General features: G+C 69.3%; 13 protein-coding genes. 9 read left to right on the top strand and 4 right to left on the bottom strand.

Annotated features, from left to right (window positions below):
- Positions 1-89 precede the first annotated feature (89 nt).
- Together ACEWX3_RS19780 and ACEWX3_RS19775 are read right to left on the bottom strand one after the other, a co-directional pair.
- The gene (locus tag ACEWX3_RS19780) at positions 90-1469 is read right to left on the bottom strand and encodes an aspartate aminotransferase family protein (RefSeq protein ID WP_207069299.1); all 1380 of its coding nucleotides are present in this window, start codon (positions 1467-1469) and stop codon (positions 90-92) included.
- Positions 1470-1575: 106 nt separating this feature from the next.
- Entirely contained in the window at positions 1576-3123 is a 1548-nt protein-coding gene (locus ACEWX3_RS19775; RefSeq protein ID WP_374157425.1) for a CoA-acylating methylmalonate-semialdehyde dehydrogenase, read from the bottom strand.
- A gap of 62 nt (positions 3124-3185) precedes the next feature.
- Here ACEWX3_RS19775 and ACEWX3_RS19770 point away from each other — a divergent pair, with 62 nt between their 5' ends.
- On the top strand, positions 3186-4781 hold the full coding sequence (locus ACEWX3_RS19770) for a PucR family transcriptional regulator (RefSeq protein ID WP_374157424.1): 1596 nt from the start codon (positions 3186-3188) through the stop codon (positions 4779-4781).
- Here ACEWX3_RS19770 and ACEWX3_RS19765 read toward each other — a convergent pair.
- Both ACEWX3_RS19765 and ACEWX3_RS19760 read right to left on the bottom strand, forming a co-directional pair.
- The gene (locus ACEWX3_RS19765) at positions 4731-6215 is read right to left on the bottom strand and encodes an APC family permease (RefSeq protein WP_374157423.1); all 1485 of its coding nucleotides are present in this window, start codon (positions 6213-6215) and stop codon (positions 4731-4733) included. The two genes, ACEWX3_RS19770 and ACEWX3_RS19765, sit on opposite strands and share 51 nt — an antisense overlap.
- On the bottom strand, positions 6212-7327 hold the full coding sequence (locus tag ACEWX3_RS19760; protein ID WP_322486696.1) for a P1 family peptidase: 1116 nt from the start codon (positions 7325-7327) through the stop codon (positions 6212-6214). The genes ACEWX3_RS19765 and ACEWX3_RS19760 overlap by 4 nt, the downstream gene beginning before the upstream one ends.
- Before the next feature lie 125 nt (positions 7328-7452).
- Here ACEWX3_RS19760 and ACEWX3_RS19755 point away from each other — a divergent pair, with 125 nt between their 5' ends.
- The 8 genes from ACEWX3_RS19755 (at position 7453) to ACEWX3_RS19720 (ending at position 14803) form a co-directional block, all read left to right on the top strand.
- A complete protein-coding gene (locus ACEWX3_RS19755) occupies positions 7453-8064 on the top strand; it encodes a TetR/AcrR family transcriptional regulator (protein ID WP_207069159.1) in 612 nt (203 codons plus the stop codon).
- Between the two features lie 156 nt (positions 8065-8220).
- Positions 8221-8523: an NADH-quinone oxidoreductase subunit A gene (locus tag ACEWX3_RS19750; RefSeq protein ID WP_207069162.1), complete on the top strand. Its 303-nt coding sequence runs from the start codon at positions 8221-8223 to the stop codon at positions 8521-8523.
- Positions 8520-9581, top strand: a complete 1062-nt coding sequence (locus ACEWX3_RS19745) for a hypothetical protein (protein ID WP_374157422.1) — start codon at positions 8520-8522, stop codon at positions 9579-9581. Before ACEWX3_RS19750 ends, ACEWX3_RS19745 begins: the two co-directional genes overlap by 4 nt.
- Positions 9578-10510, top strand: a complete 933-nt coding sequence (locus tag ACEWX3_RS19740; RefSeq protein WP_374157421.1) for a complex I subunit 1 family protein — start codon at positions 9578-9580, stop codon at positions 10508-10510. The genes ACEWX3_RS19745 and ACEWX3_RS19740 overlap by 4 nt, the downstream gene beginning before the upstream one ends.
- A gap of 2 nt (positions 10511-10512) precedes the next feature.
- Positions 10513-11076: an NADH-quinone oxidoreductase subunit J gene (locus ACEWX3_RS19735; RefSeq protein WP_374157420.1), complete on the top strand. Its 564-nt coding sequence runs from the start codon at positions 10513-10515 to the stop codon at positions 11074-11076.
- Positions 11073-11375, top strand: coding sequence for an NADH-quinone oxidoreductase subunit NuoK (locus tag ACEWX3_RS19730; RefSeq protein ID WP_374157419.1), 303 nt, complete (start codon positions 11073-11075; stop codon positions 11373-11375). The genes ACEWX3_RS19735 and ACEWX3_RS19730 overlap by 4 nt, the downstream gene beginning before the upstream one ends.
- A 7-nt stretch (positions 11376-11382) precedes the next feature.
- Entirely contained in the window at positions 11383-13311 is a 1929-nt protein-coding gene (locus tag ACEWX3_RS19725; protein ID WP_374157418.1) for a proton-conducting transporter membrane subunit, read from the top strand.
- Position 13312: 1 nt separating this feature from the next.
- Entirely contained in the window at positions 13313-14803 is a 1491-nt protein-coding gene (locus ACEWX3_RS19720) for a NuoM family protein (protein ID WP_374157417.1), read from the top strand.
- Position 14804 lies beyond the last annotated feature (1 nt).

Raw genomic sequence — 14804 nt, 5'->3', positions numbered from 1 at the left:
ACCTCACTGAGGCATCGTCACCGTGGCGCTTGGTGATCGCCGTGATCGGCGGCGTTGCCTCGATGGCCCGGCGGGCCAAACAGCTCAGTTCAGACCGCGTGCTCGTCGGCGACGGTGAGGGCCGTGTCGAGGATGCGCAAACCTTCGGCCACCTCGTCGTCGGTCACGTTGCACGGCGGCACCGCGTGGATGCGGTTGAAGTTCGCGAACGGCAACAGCCCACCGGACTTGCACGCGGCCAGCACTGCGGCCATGGCCGGGCTGGAACCGCCGTACGGGGCCAACGGTTCACGCGTCTTCTGGTCGGCCACCAGCTCGATCGCCCAGAACACCCCGAGGCCGCGGACCTCACCGACGCTGCGATGCCGGGCGGCGAGCTCACGCAGGCCGGGCCCGAGGACGTCCTTGCCGATGCGCGCCGCGTTGTCCACCATGCCTTCGTCGTCCATCGCGGTGATGGTGGCGACGGCACAGGCGGTCGCCAGCGGATGGCCGGAGTACGTCAGCCCACCCGGGTACGCCCGGTCGGCGAATGTCGAGTAGATGGCCTCGTTGATGGCGACCCCGCCGAGCGGGATGTAGCCGGACGTCACGCCCTTGGCGAAGGTGATCAGATCGGGCACCACGTCGAAGTTGTCGATCGCGAACCACTTTCCGGTGCGGCCGAATCCGGCCATCACCTCGTCGGCGATGAACACGATGCCGTAGCGATCACAGATCTCGCGCACGCCGGCCAGGTAGCCGGGCGGGGGCACCATGATGCCCGCGGTGCCCGGCACCGACTCCAGGATGATGGCCGCGAACGAGTCCGGGCCTTCCATCTGGATCAGCCGCTCGAGGTGTTCGAGCGCGCGCTGGGTTTCCTGCTGCTCGTTCTCGGAGTGGAAGGTCGACCGGTACAGGAACGGTCCGTTGAAGTGCACCACCCCGGAGCTGGCGTAGTCGTTGGGCCAGCGCCGCGGGTCGCCGGTCAGATTGATCGCGGTGTCGGTGCCGCCGTGGTAGGAGCGGTAGCGCGAGAGCACCTTGTAGCGGCCGGTGTGCAGCCGCGCCATGCGCACCGCGTGTTCGACGGCGTCGGCGCCGCCGTTGGTAAAGAAGATCCGGTTCAGGTCACCCGGGGTGCGTTCGGCGACCAGGCGTGCCGCCTCGGACCGCGCGTCGTTGACATGCTGAGGTGCGATCGTGCACAGCTTGGCGGCCTGTTCGGCAATGGCGGCAACGACTTTCGGATGCTGGTGGCCGATGTTGGTGTTCACCAGCTGCGAGGAGAAGTCGAGCAGCCTGTTGCCGTCACCGTCCCAGAGATAGGAACCCTGGGCGGCGAGCACGGTCATCGGTTTGATCTGTGCCTGCGCGGACCACGAATGGAAGACGTGCTTGCGGTCGAGCTCGTAGGCTCGCTGCCCGCGCGCAATCGCGGTGTCGAGGTCCTCGCCGGTGGGCAGAGCTTCGAAGGTAGTTGTCACAGCGGGGGTTCCGTTTCGTTCGTGCCGGGCGAGCGCGCGCTCGATGCCTCAGATTATGTCGTGTCGGTGTGCAGACGCGCGCGCTCGCGGTGATGACAGGCCGGGGTCAGGCGTTCTGGGGGAAGCCGAGGTTGAGCCCGCCGTGGGAAGGGTCCAGCCAGCGGGTGGTGATGGCTTTCTGGCGGGTGAAGAACTGCACGCCGTCCATGCCGTGGGCGTGGCTGTCGCCGAACAGGGAGTTCTTCCAGCCGCCGAAGCTGTAGTAGGCCATCGGGACGGGGATGGGGACGTTGATGCCGACCATGCCGACCTGCACTTCGTTCTGGAACCGGCGCGCCGCGCCGCCGTCGTTGGTGAAGATGGCGGTGCCGTTGCCGTAGGGGTTGGTGTTGATCAGCTCCAGGGCCTCGTCGTAGGTGTCGACGCGCACCACTGACAGGACGGGGCCGAAGATCTCGTCGGTGTAGACACTCATGGCCGGAGTGACGTTGTCCAGCAGGGTCGGTCCGAGCCAGAAGCCGTCCTGGCCGCCGTCGGGGGCGACCTGACGGCCGTCGAGGACGACCTTCGCGCCGTCGGCCTCGCCGGCGTTGATGTAGGAGGCGACCTTGTCGCGGTGAGCCTGGGTCACCAGCGGGCCCATGTCGGAGTCTTTGGTGCCGTCGCCGGTCTTGATGGTCGCGGCGCGCTCGGCGATCTTGGCGACCAGGTCATCGGCGATCGGTCCGACCGCGACCGCGGCAGAGATGGCCATGCAGCGTTCGCCCGCGGAGCCGAACCCGGCGTTGACCATGGCATCAGCGGCCAGGTCGAGGTCGGCGTCCGGCAGGATCACGGCGTGGTTCTTGGCGCCGCCGAGGGCCTGGACGCGCTTGCCGGCCGCGGTGCCGGTGGCGTAGACGTACTGGGCGATCGGCGTGGAACCGACGAACGACACCGACTTGACCGTCGGATTGGTCAGCAGTTCGTCCACGGCGGTCTTGTCGCCCTGCAGGACGTTGAACACCCCGGCGGGCAGTCCGGCTTCCTTCCAGAGCTCCGCCAGCCACAACGCTGCCGACGGGTCCTTCTCCGAGGGTTTGAGCACGACGGTGTTACCACAGGCGATGGCCAGGGGGAAGAACCACATCGGCACCATGGCCGGGAAGTTGAACGGGGAGATGATCCCGACCACGCCCAGCGGTTGGCGGATGGAGTGCACATCGATGTTGGTGGAGGCGTTTTCGGTGTAGCCGCCTTTGAGCAGGTGCGGGATGCCGCAGGCGAACTCGACGACCTCCTGGCCGCGCGACACCTCGCCGAGAGCGTCGGAGAGCACCTTGCCGTGTTCGGCCGTGATGATCGCGGCCAGTTCGTCTTTGCGCTCGTTGAGCAGTTCGCGGAAGCGGAACAGCACCGCGGTGCGCTTGGCCAGCGAGGTGTCACGCCACTCCGGGAACGCCGCGGCGGCGGCGTCGATGACCCCACGCGCGTCCTCGACGGTGGCCAGCGCCACCTGCCCGGTCACCTCACCGGTGGCCGGGTTCGTCACCGGCGCGGTGGCACCTGAAGACCCGGTGAAAACCTCGTTGTCAACCCAATGGGAAATCACCTGGGGAGCCACGGTGCACGCCTTCCTGTCGTCTACTCGGACTTTGCTTCTATCGTGACCCATGCTGAGCCGCCACGGTGGTGACAGATTGCTTCGAAAAAGGGCCCACCCTTTACACTGTGTCAATGCCGTTGACCGTGGCCGAGGTGGTCGCGCTGCCGGTGGTGCAGCGCGGCGAACCCGAGGTGCTGAGCCGGTGCCGCTGGCACGAGTCGATTCGCTGGGTGCACGTCAGCGACCTGGCCGACCTGTCCTCGCTCCTGCAGGGGGGCGAGCTGGTGCTGACCACCGGCGCCGCGCTCGCCCGCTCGCCGCGGCCCTACCTGACCGGCCTGGCGCAAGCCGGTGCCGTCGGCGTGATCGTCGAGGTCGGCACGGAGGTCTCCACACTGCCCAGCCAGGCCGGCGCCATCGCCGACGAACTCGGGCTTGCGCTGGTCGTGCTGCATCGGCGCGTCAGGTTCGTCGAGGTCACCGAGGCCGTGCACCGCAAGCTCGTGGCCGAGCAGTACGACGAGGTCGCCTTCGACCGTCGGGTGCACGAGACGTTCACCGAACTGAGCATGAAACGGGCCTCGATCAACGGCATCGTCGACGCCGCGGCGCGCATGCTCGCCGAGCCGGTGGTACTCGAAGACCTGTCGCATCAAGCGATCGCGGCGTCGGCGACGATTCCCGCCGACCTGCTCGACGACTGGGAGCGCCGGTCCCGGCGCAGCCCGGCAGGCGCACATGCCGAACCCTGGGCGGTGACCGGCGTGGGCCCGCGATCGCAGGAATGGGGCCGGCTCGTCGTGCCCCGGGCGCCGGGCGAACCGACGCGGGCGCGGATGGTGCTCGAACGTGCCGCCGCCGCGCTCGCCATGCACCGGATGATCGAGCAGGACAGAACGGGACTGCAGCACCAGGCCCAGAGCGGGCTGATCGACGACGTCCTGCGTGGCCGGATCACCGACGAGCGGGATGTCGCGGCTCGTGCCCAGGCGCTCGGTCTGCGCCGGACGGCCAGCTATGTGCCCGTGACGGTCCGGGCGGTCCGACCCCACATCCCGACCGATCCGGTCGCCGATCATCGTCGGAACATCGCGCTGCTGGACACGGTCGCGCACACGGTGAACGCCGGCGGCCATTCGGCTCTGTTCTCCCTGCAGGGTGACGGGGAAGTGGGAGCGGTTCTGGCACTGCAGGATTTCCGCGGCAACGGCGCGGACAAGGCGCTCACGGCGCTCGGCGTCAGGCTGCGCGAGGAGGTGCGTCGCGTCGACGGGTCCGAATCCGTGCTGGCGGCGGGATCGCCCGCCGAGCAGGTCACCGACGCTGTCGCGGCGCTCGCGGAATCCGCTCACGTCGCCGAGGTCGCGTTGGCGATGCCGACCGGCGGACGGGCGTACTTCCGTGCCTCCGACGTCCGGCTGCGTGGACTGGTGACGTTGTTGCGTGAGGACGATCGGCTCCAACGCTTCGCCGAGACCGAGCTGAAAGCCTTGTTGGACAACGATACCGAGGCGAGGCCCGATCACCTGACCGTGCTGCGCGAGTACCTGCGGCTGGCCGGGAACAAGGCGGCACTCGCAGAGCGCCTGCACATGAGCAGGCCTGCGCTCTACAAACGTCTCGCGGCCATCCGCGCCGCACTCGGAGTCGACCTCGACGACGGTGAGTCGATGACGTCACTGCACGTCGCGCTGATGATCCTCGACGCGCGCGGGACCGGTCGCTGACAGCGATTGCGACGGCCGCCAGGCCAGGAACCCGACGACCAACCCGAGGAACGGAATCGCGGCCAGGATCGCGCTCAGCGTCACGCTGCCGCCCGTGACCAGCGTGAAATTGGACAGCACCAACCACAGGCTGGCCAGCAGGCCCACGACGGCCAGCGCCGGCGCGATGCGCGTCGGGAACACCCGGCCCGCGGCCCGGTCCGGGTGGCGCAGAAAGAAGACCAGGACTGCGACCGACGTCGTGAGCATCAGCGTCACCATGCCGACGGTGGCCACACCGGCCATCGAGCCGAAGACGCCGACCAGCGGATCGATACCCAGCACGGCGAGCACGGCGACGATCACCGTGGCGGTGATGGTCTGCACGACCGACGAGAACGACGGCGCATCGTGGTCATCGTGCACCGCGCCCAGCCGCGCAGGCAGCAGCCCTTTGCGGGCCAGCACGAACTGGTAGCGCGCGATGACGTTGTGAAAGGACAGCACGCAGGCGAACAGGCTGGTGAGCAGCAGGACGTTGACGACATCGCGCCCGAGGGAACCCATCGTGGCGCCGGTGGTGTCCAGCAGCATGTTACCGTCACCGTCGAGGGTCTGCTGCGCGACGTCGGTGACCTGGTCCGGGCCGATCGCGACGACGAACGCCCACACGGTGATCGCGTAGAACGCCCCGATGATCAGTACTGCGGCGTAGGTGGCGCGGGGGATGGTCCGCTCGGGGTCGCGCGCCTCGTCGCGGAACACCGCCGTCGCCTCGAAGCCGATGAAACCGGTCAGGGCGAACAGGATGGCGATTCCGATGGTGCCCTGGCTGAACACGGCTGGGTCGAACGACGCGAAGGTGATGCCGGCGGGACCGGGATCGGCGACCATCAGCACGTCGAGCAGCACCACGACGCCGATCTCGAGGGTCAGCGCGACGCCGAGAACCTTGGCGCTCAACTCGATGTGGCGGTAGCCCAGCACCGCCACGATCGCCAGGACCGCGAACGAGTAGACGGGCCAGGGGATCACCGGTCCGTTGTAGTGGGCGACGGTGTCGGAGATGGCCCAGCCGATGTAGCCGTAGATGCCGATCTGGATGGCGGTGTAGGCGATGAGTGCGACGACCGCGATGCCCTTGCCCATGCGCTGGCCCAGCCCGACGGTGACATAGGAGAAGAACGCTCCTGCCTCGGGCACGTGCGGGGTCATCGTCACGAATCCGACGCTGAAGACCAGCAGCACCAGCGCGGCGATGGCGAAACCGACCGGTGCGCCTGCCCCGTTGCCGAGTCCCATGGCCAGCGGCATGTTGCCGCCGATGACCGTCAGAGGGGCTGCTGCCGCGACGACCATGAAGACGATGCCGACGGGGCCCAGGTGGCCGCGCAGCCGCCGCCCCTGCGATCCGGGCGAGGTCGCGGAGGACGTGGCGGAGGGGTTGGTGGTCACGGGGTCTCCTGGGGTGGGCGGGGCGGGACGGACAGGGCTCGGCGCAGCAGGTCGTGGTCGAGCGCGTGGACGGTGAAACCGTTGCGGCCGGTCATGGTGGTGGCGGCGACCAGCGCGTTGACGATGGCCTCCTCGGTGGCTTCGATCGTGAGGTCGAACAGCCGGGTCATCAGCTGCGGGGCGACCATGCGCAGCGGTACCTCGTGGCGGGCGACCGCGGTGTCCTCGTCCCACGCATACGGCGGGATGCCGCGGTTGCCGGTGGCGAACGCGAGCATCAGGTCGCCGCTGTACTGTTCGCCGGTGCCGCCGAGTCGGCCCACCGCCAGTGCGGCCCGCTGGGCCAGCCGTGTGCACTGGTGGGGGAGCAGCGGGGCGTCGGTGGCGACGACGACGATGATCGAGCCGGACCCGGGTTCGTAGCGGTCGGGCAGCGCGGGCAGCGGGACGTCGTCCCCGGTGATCAGCTCGCCGACGGGAACGCCGTTGATCCGAAGACGTTCGCGCCGGCCGTGATTGGCCTGCACCAGCACGCCCACGGTGTACTGGCCGGTGGCGGTGCCCGTCACGCGGGAGGCGGTGCCGATGCCGCCCTTGAATCCGTGGCAGATCATCCCGGTGCCGCCGCCGACGTTGCCCTCTGCCGGCGGCGCACCGCTGGCGTGGTCGAGCGCGGCCCGCACATGGTCGGGACGCACGTGAAAACCGTTGATGTCGTTGAGCAATCCGTCGTAGGTCTCGCCGACGACGGGCAGCGACCAGTACAGTCCTTCGCCACGCGCGCGGACCTGGGCGGCCACCAGCTCGTCGCGGACCACCCCCACGCTGTGGGTGTTCGTCAGCCCGATGGCGGTCGTCAGCTCGCCCGACTCCCGGATCCAGTCCAGACCCGTCATCTCGCCGCTTCCGTTGAGGCGGTGCGAGCCCGCGAACACCGGCTCGGTCCAGATGTCGTCGTGCGGCACGATCACCGTCACGCCGGTGCGCACGGCGCTGGCTCCGTCCGCCTGCAGCGTGGTGTGTCCGACGCGCACGCCGGCGACGTCGGTGATGGCGTTGTCCGGTCCCGGGGGATGTTCCCCGATGACCACGCCGAGGTCTCTGGCCCGCATCGCTACCGTTCGTTCTCCGCTAGTTTTTTTCACGTTTGGAAAATAACTATGCGCCCGTGTGACCCAGCGCGCAACAGAACGGGCAAAATTGGGTGGACCGCAGTGGGCAAGGGAGGTGATGCGGGATGGGGCGACCGAACCGGCAGGCAGAGCGACGCCGCGACATCATGGACGCCGCAATCGCCCTGATCGAGCGCCATGACCTGGCCACCCTGAAGCTCGCCGATGTCGCGGCCGAACTCGGCCTGACCACCAACGCGGTGCGGTACTACTTCAAGGACATGACGCAGCTGCTGTCCGAGCTCGCGCTGCGCTCCGACGTCCGATTCTTCGAGGACCGCTTGCGGCTCGGCGACGAGACCCATGACCCCGCGACGCAACTCGCCATGACGATCGCCGCCGGCCTCCCCACCGGACCGGAGGACGCGGAATGGCGTGCCATCTGGCGGGCAGTCCTCGCTGCGGGCTTCGAGCTCGATCGGCGGCACGACGTGCAGGGCATCTACCACCGGCAGGTCGGTCTCTACACCGATTTGCTGGAGCGTGGGGCCGCCGCCGGCGTATTCGAATTACAGAGTCCCGCAGCAGATATCGCGATGACGCTGATGTCGATGGAGGACTACCTCGGTTACCGCATCGTCGCGCGCGACCCTCAGGTGAACCGGGCCACCGCGCTGCGCCTGATGCGCCAATACGCGGAACTGGCCACCGGCTCACCGCTACCCGCCACGGTCTGAGGCGGGTTTAGAGCCGGCTCCGGCGGCAATACGGCTCACGACTGCCCGCGTCGCACCGCCGCCGCACGCCGGATGCGACGTAGGGTGGCCGAAGCGTCGAGGCAGGGGAAAGCGTTCGTGTTCGAGACCGTGGCGTGGGTGCTGGCGATCTGGGCGATGACGGTTGCCGTCGTCTACGCCGCCAACCGCGTGGTCTCCGGATCACCCGCCCTGACCCGGTTGCCGTTCCAGTCCGGGTGGTTACCGCACGAGCATGCGTTGTCGCGGTATCACGTGCGCTGGTATGCGGCCACATTGGTCTTTCTGGCCTTCGACGTGGAGATGCTGTTCATGTACCCCTGGGCGGTGGTCGTCGCGGAGCTCGGCGTCTCGGCCATCGTCGAGATGTTCGCGTTCCTCGCGGCTCTGTTCGTCGCCGTCGTGTGGGCATGGCGGGAGGGGGCGCTGCGTTGGGCGTGAGGGATCTCGTGGCGCGCTGGGCGGTGCGGCGGCCGCACGTCCTTCCCGTCGAGGTGCCGGGGCAGTGGCGGTTACGGGCACTGCTGGACCACGAACTGGCACTGAGGGACTGGCCGGTCGCCTCCTCGCCGGCCGACGCCGACATCTTGGCCGTGTGCGGTCAGCCAGGGCCGGAGCTGTCCTCGGCAGTCGACGTGGTGTGGGATCAGATGCCCGGCCCCCGGGTCCGAACGCCGGTGACCGACGGAGACGGCATCGGGTCCGCGCTCGACGGGGCCCTCGCCGCGCTGCGCGACACCCACCGAGACGATCCGCGTGAGCCCGGACCTCCTCACGGCGGCGGGGATTCGGGGGAATCGGACATGGAGTCCCACGCGCACATGGAGTCCCACGCGCACATGGAGTCCCACTCGGACATGGCGCCCGCCGGGATTCCGCTCGCCGAGGGGGCCGAGGACCGCGACGGACTCGAGATGGACGTGCTGCACGTCAGATTGGGCCCTATTCTGCCGCACTGGCCCGGTGGCTTCGTGTTGCGTTGTGAGTTGCACGGTGACGTCATCGCCGGCGCTGACGCCGTGAGCCTGGACGCCGGGCAGTATCCGGCCGCAACCGGAGACAGAGCGCCGGCGGCCAGACAGTGTGACCACATCCTCGACGTGCTGGACCTCGCCGGCTGGCCGGGTGCGGCGCAACGAGCCCGCCGGGCACGCGACGCGCTGCTCGTCGGCGCCGACCCGGCCGAGACGACGGCGCTGCTGGACGACCTGGAGCTGGCAGTGTGCCGATCCCACGTGCTGCGCTGGTCGCTGAACGGATTGGCGACCCTCAATCCCGACGATCTGCGCCGTCGCGGCCTGCCTGCGACCTGGGCCGGCGACGCCCACGACCGGCTGCTGCGGCAGATCAGCCAAGCCCGCGAGGACACTGCCCCGGAAGTCATCGACGCGGACATCCTGGGCTCGCTGCCCGACATCGCGGCCGGGCTCGACGTCGCAGCTGCGCGTGTGGTGATCGCCGGTTTGGGCATCGACACGGCGGAACACGGGACACGATGACCGAACCATCGAGCATTGCGGTGTCCGCCGTCTGGACGCCTCTCGCAGCGGTGCTGTTGGCCGCACTCGCGTGGTACGCCGCCGGGCTCACCGCCGGGCTGAACGCGTCCGCGCCCGTCCGGACCGCGCTGATCGCGCCGTGGTCGGAGGCGGCGCGATTGATGCGCCAGGCCCGCCGCGGCACCGTGGCCGCCGACCGCCTGCTGGGACGCATCGGTGTCACGGGCATGCTCGCCGCGGCTCTGCTGATGGTCACCGTCATTCCGCTGGGCGGGTGGACCCTGCTGGATCTCGACGTCGGTGTCGTGTGGTTCAACGCCGTCGACGTCATGGTGTGGGCCCTGGTGTGGATGGCGGGGTGGGGCCCGAACTCGGTTCACCCGTTGATCGGTGGGTACCGGTTCCTGGCCCATGCTCTCGGCTACGAGCTGCCGCTGATGTTCGCGTTGGTGGCACCGGCCATCGCCGCGCAGAGCCTGCGGGTCGGCACCGTCGCCGCAGCGCAGCAGGACCTGTGGTTCGTCGTGTGGATGCCGGTCGCGTTTGTGGTGTATTGCATTGGTGTGGTGGCTTTTTCGGTGTCGGGACCGTTCCGTGCCGCGCGTGGTGACGACATCGCCGGCGGGGTGACCGCGGAGTTGTCGGGGGCGGACCGGCTACTCTTCGAAGCGGGCCGCTATGCGTTGCTGGCGGCGGGCGCCGCTTTCGCCGTGCCGATGTTCCTCGGCGGTGGTGCCGGCCCGCTGCTGCCGGACTGGTTGTGGACCGTCGTCAAGACGGTGGCCGTCCTGACTGTCCTGGTATGGGCCAAGCAGCGGATACCGGCGGTGCGGCCGGACAAGTTCCTGGAGCTCGGGTGGCTGGTGCTGCTGCCCGCGGTGGTTCTGCAAGACCTCGTCGTCGCTGTCGTCGCCGTGTGGAGGGGCTGATCATGATCACACACATCGTCTTCTGGGTGGCGGCGGCGATTGCCGTCGCGGCCGGTGCCGCGGTGTTCTGGGTGAACTCGATGGCGCGGGCCACCTATGCGCTGGCGGCGTCGTTCGTTGCGGTGGGCGTCGCCGTGCTGCTGATGCAGCAGAACTACATCGGGGTCATCGTCATCTTGATGATGGTCATGGAGATGGCCGTCATGGCGGTCTACATGGTGATGTTCATGGGGATGAACCCCGCACTGATGCCGATGAGCATGGTGCACGGCAAACGTCTCTCGCTGGCGATCGCGATCGCGGTCTTCGCGGTGCTGTCGGCCGGTGCGCTGCTGGTGGACTGGCCGGCCCGGCGGGGGGTGCCGGCCCCGGACGTCACGGCCGCCCTGGGGGAGGCGCTGATGGATTCGAAGATGCTGGTGATGATCGTCGTCAGCCCGGTGATGGTGGCCACCATCATCGCGGGGGTGGTGCTGGCCAACCGGCGCACCCGCTACGACCGGTTTGGTGACGATCTCGATCGGCGCCCGGCCCGCGACCCCCAGCCGGGCGGGGTGGGGCGATGACGCTGCAGACCGTGCTGATCGTCGCCGCGGCCATCTTCTCCGTCGGCCTCTATGGTGCGCTGTCGCAGCAGGTCGTCGTCATGGTGATGATGGGACTGGAACTGATGATCAACGCTGTCATCCTGGCCGGCGCCGCCTCCTGGTGGTTCCTGGCACCCGATCCGACCGGGCAGGTGCTCCTGCTGGTGGTCATCGCGGCGATGACCGTCGAGATGGCCATGGGATTCGCGGTCGCGACGATGCTGCACCGAGACCGGCAGGCCGACATGACCGACATGGCGACGGACCTGTCCGGGTGATGCCGCCATGACCGCCGGCGAAGCCATGCTGTGGGCGCTGGTCCTGCTGCCCGCTGCCGCGGGTGCCGCGCTGCTGTCGGGCCCGTTGTGGGGTGCGCGACCCGGCCAGGCGTGGGGCGCGGTCTCCGTCGGTGTCTCCGCACTGGCGCTGGGACTCTCGCTGGGGTGTGCGGTGGCCCGCCCCGCGGTGTCGGTGCCGTTTGTCGCGGGAGCCGACTTCGGCCTGCGCGTCGACGGTCTGGCCGCGGTCGTGACACCCGCGATCGCTGCGGTGACCGTGCTGGTGTTGGTGTTCGCCGGCGCGGAACGCGCGTTGGCACGCGGACGGTTTCACGGCGCGATGCTCGTGTTCGCCGCGGCGGCGATGCTGACGGCCACCGCATCGACGATGCCGGCGCTGCTGCTGGCCTGGGAGGTGATGGGCGCGGCGTCGTATGTCCTGATCGGATTCCGGTGGCGTGAGCAGAGCCGGGTGTCGGCCGGGCTCGCCGCGTTTGTCACCACTCGCTCGGCGGACCTCGGCCTCTACCTCGCGGCCGGGGCCGCCCTGGCGGGTGGGGCCGGTCTCGCGCTGGCCGACCTCGCCGATGCCGAGGCCGGATGGCGGCACGCGATCGCCGCCGGTGTGCTTGTGGCCGCCCTCGGGAAAGCGGCACAGCTGCCGTTCTCGTTCTGGCTGTCGCGGGCGATGCACGGGCCCAGCCCGGTCAGCGCGCTGCTGCATTCCGCGGCGATGGTGGCGATGGGCGCCTATCTGCTACTGCGGGTGGCTCCGTTGTTGGCGGCGACCGGTTGGGCCGACACCGTCGCGGTGGTCGCCGGCGCCGCCACCGCGGTGTTGCTGGGAGTGGTCGCGCTCGCCCAGCGTGACCTCAAACAGCTGCTCGCCGCCTCGACATCGGCTCAGCTGGGTTTCGTGGTGATGGCCGCGGGTCTGGCAGCAGTCAGCGGGGGAACGGCTCAGCTGATCGCCCATGCCTTCACCAAGGCGGGGCTGTTCCTCGCCGCCGGTGCGTGGTTGACGCTGGTGGGCAGCAAGCAGCTGTCCGACCTCGCCGGGGCGGGGCGACGCTGGCCCCTGCTCGGCACCACCGCGACCGTCGCCGCGCTGGCGCTCGCCGGGGTTGCGCCGCTGTCGTTGTGGGCCACCAAGGACGCGGTGCTGGCTGCCGCCCTGGCGCGCTCACCGTGGCTCTACGGCGCGGGACTGCTCGCGGCGGTGTTGTCGGCCGCCTACGCCGCGAAGATCGTGCGGGTGATCTGGCAGGCCGGACGACGGTCCGGTGATACCGCGCCGGACGACGCCTCAGCACGACTGACGCTGCGCGAACGTGCCGTGCTGCTCGTGCTCGCCGTCGGTGCCGCGGTGGCGGGAGTGCTGGCTCTGCCACCGTTGCGCGCGGCGTTCGGCCGGGTGGTCGGCGCCGGTGAAGCGCCGCATTCGTCGGTCACCGAGTTGATCGTGTCGGCCGCACTCGCCCTGGTCGTCGTCGCGGTGGTGCTGCGTTTCGGGATGCCCGAACCGCGTTGGGCGGCGGGGTGGTTGGGACTCGAGCGCATCGCAGACGCCGTCGTCGTGCGGCCGACGACGGTGGTGGCTGCGGCGTTGGCCAGATTCGACGACCGGGTCCTGGACCGCGGTACCGACGCGGTGGGCACGGCGGTGATGCGGATGGCCGGCTGGTCGGCCCGCGTCGACGGTCTGGTCCTCGACGGAAGCGTCGCGGCGGCCTCGACCGGCACCATGGGGCTGTCCCGGCGAACCGGCCGGTTCGAACTGCGGGGCATCGACGGTGCGGTCGAGACGCTGGCCGCGTGGATCGCCCGACTCGGTGCACTGGCCCGCCGGCCGCAGAGCGGTCAGCTCTATCACTATTACGCGCTCGCCGTCGTTCTGGTGATGTGCGGTGCCCTACTTCTGCTGGTGGTGACATGACGTGCTGAGCCTGCTGGTCTTCCTTCCCCTTGCCGCCGCCGCGGTGCTCGTCACCGCGCCGCGGATCACCGACGCCGCGGCGCGCCGGCTGTGGGTGGCCGTCGCCGCGGTGGAAGTGATTCTGACGGTGGGAATCTGGGTCACCTATACGGCTCCGGAACCCGGCCGGCTGGCCTTCGACGAGCAGGTGCCGTGGATTCCGGGCGTCAACAGCAGCTACCACGTCGGGGTCGACGGACTGTCCCTACCGCTGGTGATCATGACGGCGGTGCTCTTCCTCGCCTGCGCGGTCTACAGCCTGCGTGGCTCCGAACGCAGTCGCGCCCAGGCGGCGCTGTTCCTGTTCCTGCAATGCGTGAGCATCGGCCTGTTCGTGGCCGCCGATCTGATCCTGTTCTTCGTGTTCTTCGACCTGTCGATCGTCGCGATGTACTTCGTCATCACGGGGTGGGGCCACGGCCAGGCGGGCCGCTCGGCGATGAAGTTCTTCCTCTACACCTTCCTCGGCTCGCTCGCGCTGCTGGTCGGCTTCATCGGCCTCTACATCGCGGCGCAACCCCACACGTTCGACATGGTGGATCTGACCGCGGCCACCCCGTTGGCGGGCAGCCCGGTGACCGGCGGGCTGGTGCTCGGTGCGATCCTGCTCGGGCTGGCGGTCAAGACACCGACCTTTCCGTTCCACACCTGGTTGCCGCCCGCGCACACCGACGCACCGGCGATCGGGTCGGCGGTGCTGGCCGGTGTGCTGTTGAAGATGGGGACCTACGGCTTCGTGCGGATCGCCATGCCGATGCTGCCGCAGTCGTGGCGCAGCTGGGCGTGGGTGATCGTGGCCGTCGGCATCGTCTCGGTGCTCTACGGGGCGCTGGTGGCGTTGGCGCAGAAGAACCTCAAACGAATGATCGCCTACACCTCGGTCAACCACATGGGCTACATCGTGATGGCCCTCGGTGCGGCCGGGCTGATCGCCGGCGGCACCGCCGAGGCCCGTTCCATCGCCGTCACCGGTGCGGTGACGCAGATGGTCAGCCATGGGTTGATCACCGGGGCCCTGTTCCTGCTCGCGGGTGTGCTGTACGACCGCGCAGGCACCTACGAGCTCGACGCTTACGGTGGCCTGGCCGGCGCCGCGCCCAGACTCGCCACCCTGTTCGCTGTCGGTGCGTTCGCGTCACTCGGGTTGCCGGGGTTCTCCGGTTTCATCGCCGAGTTCCAGATGTTCACCGGCAGCATCGCCGCAGCGCCGGTTACGGCCGTGGCTCTGCCCGGCATCGTGATCACCGCGGCGCTGTTCCTGCGCGCGTTCCAGCAGGTGTTCACCGGTCCGGCCGACGGTCGCAGCGACGGTTTCGTGGATCTGCGCGTACATGAGACCGCCTCTACGGCAATGCTTCTCGCGCTGTCGCTGGTGATCGGTGTGCTGCCGGGGCCGCTGTTGGCGCTCATCGAGCCGGCCGCGGGCACTGTCATCGGCCTGCTCGGGCGGTGAC

Origin of the sequence: Mycobacterium sp. G7A2 (assembly GCF_041902445.1) — a bacterium.
Classification (GTDB): domain Bacteria; phylum Actinomycetota; class Actinomycetes; order Mycobacteriales; family Mycobacteriaceae; genus Mycobacterium.
Note: the sequence above shows the minus strand (reverse complement) of the source record. Positions and strands in the feature narration are given on the sequence as shown.

Bases quoted from the DNA above. Each gene is read 5' to 3' on its own strand.
- ACEWX3_RS19775 (WP_374157425.1), bottom strand. From the start codon at position 3,123: ATGGGTCACGATAGAAGCAAAGTCCGAGTAGACGACAGGAAGGCGTGC.
- ACEWX3_RS19770 (WP_374157424.1), top strand. From the start codon at position 3,186: ATGCCGTTGACCGTGGCCGAGGTGGTCGCGCTGCCGGTGGTGCAGCGC.
- ACEWX3_RS19760 (WP_322486696.1), bottom strand. From the start codon at position 7,327: ATGCGGGCCAGAGACCTCGGCGTGGTCATCGGGGAACATCCCCCGGGA.
- ACEWX3_RS19755 (WP_207069159.1), top strand. From the start codon at position 7,453: ATGGGGCGACCGAACCGGCAGGCAGAGCGACGCCGCGACATCATGGAC.
- ACEWX3_RS19750 (WP_207069162.1), top strand. From the start codon at position 8,221: ATGACGGTTGCCGTCGTCTACGCCGCCAACCGCGTGGTCTCCGGATCA.
- ACEWX3_RS19740 (WP_374157421.1), top strand. From the start codon at position 9,578: ATGACCGAACCATCGAGCATTGCGGTGTCCGCCGTCTGGACGCCTCTC.
- ACEWX3_RS19735 (WP_374157420.1), top strand. From the start codon at position 10,513: ATGATCACACACATCGTCTTCTGGGTGGCGGCGGCGATTGCCGTCGCG.
- ACEWX3_RS19730 (WP_374157419.1), top strand. From the start codon at position 11,073: ATGACGCTGCAGACCGTGCTGATCGTCGCCGCGGCCATCTTCTCCGTC.
- ACEWX3_RS19725 (WP_374157418.1), top strand. From the start codon at position 11,383: ATGACCGCCGGCGAAGCCATGCTGTGGGCGCTGGTCCTGCTGCCCGCT.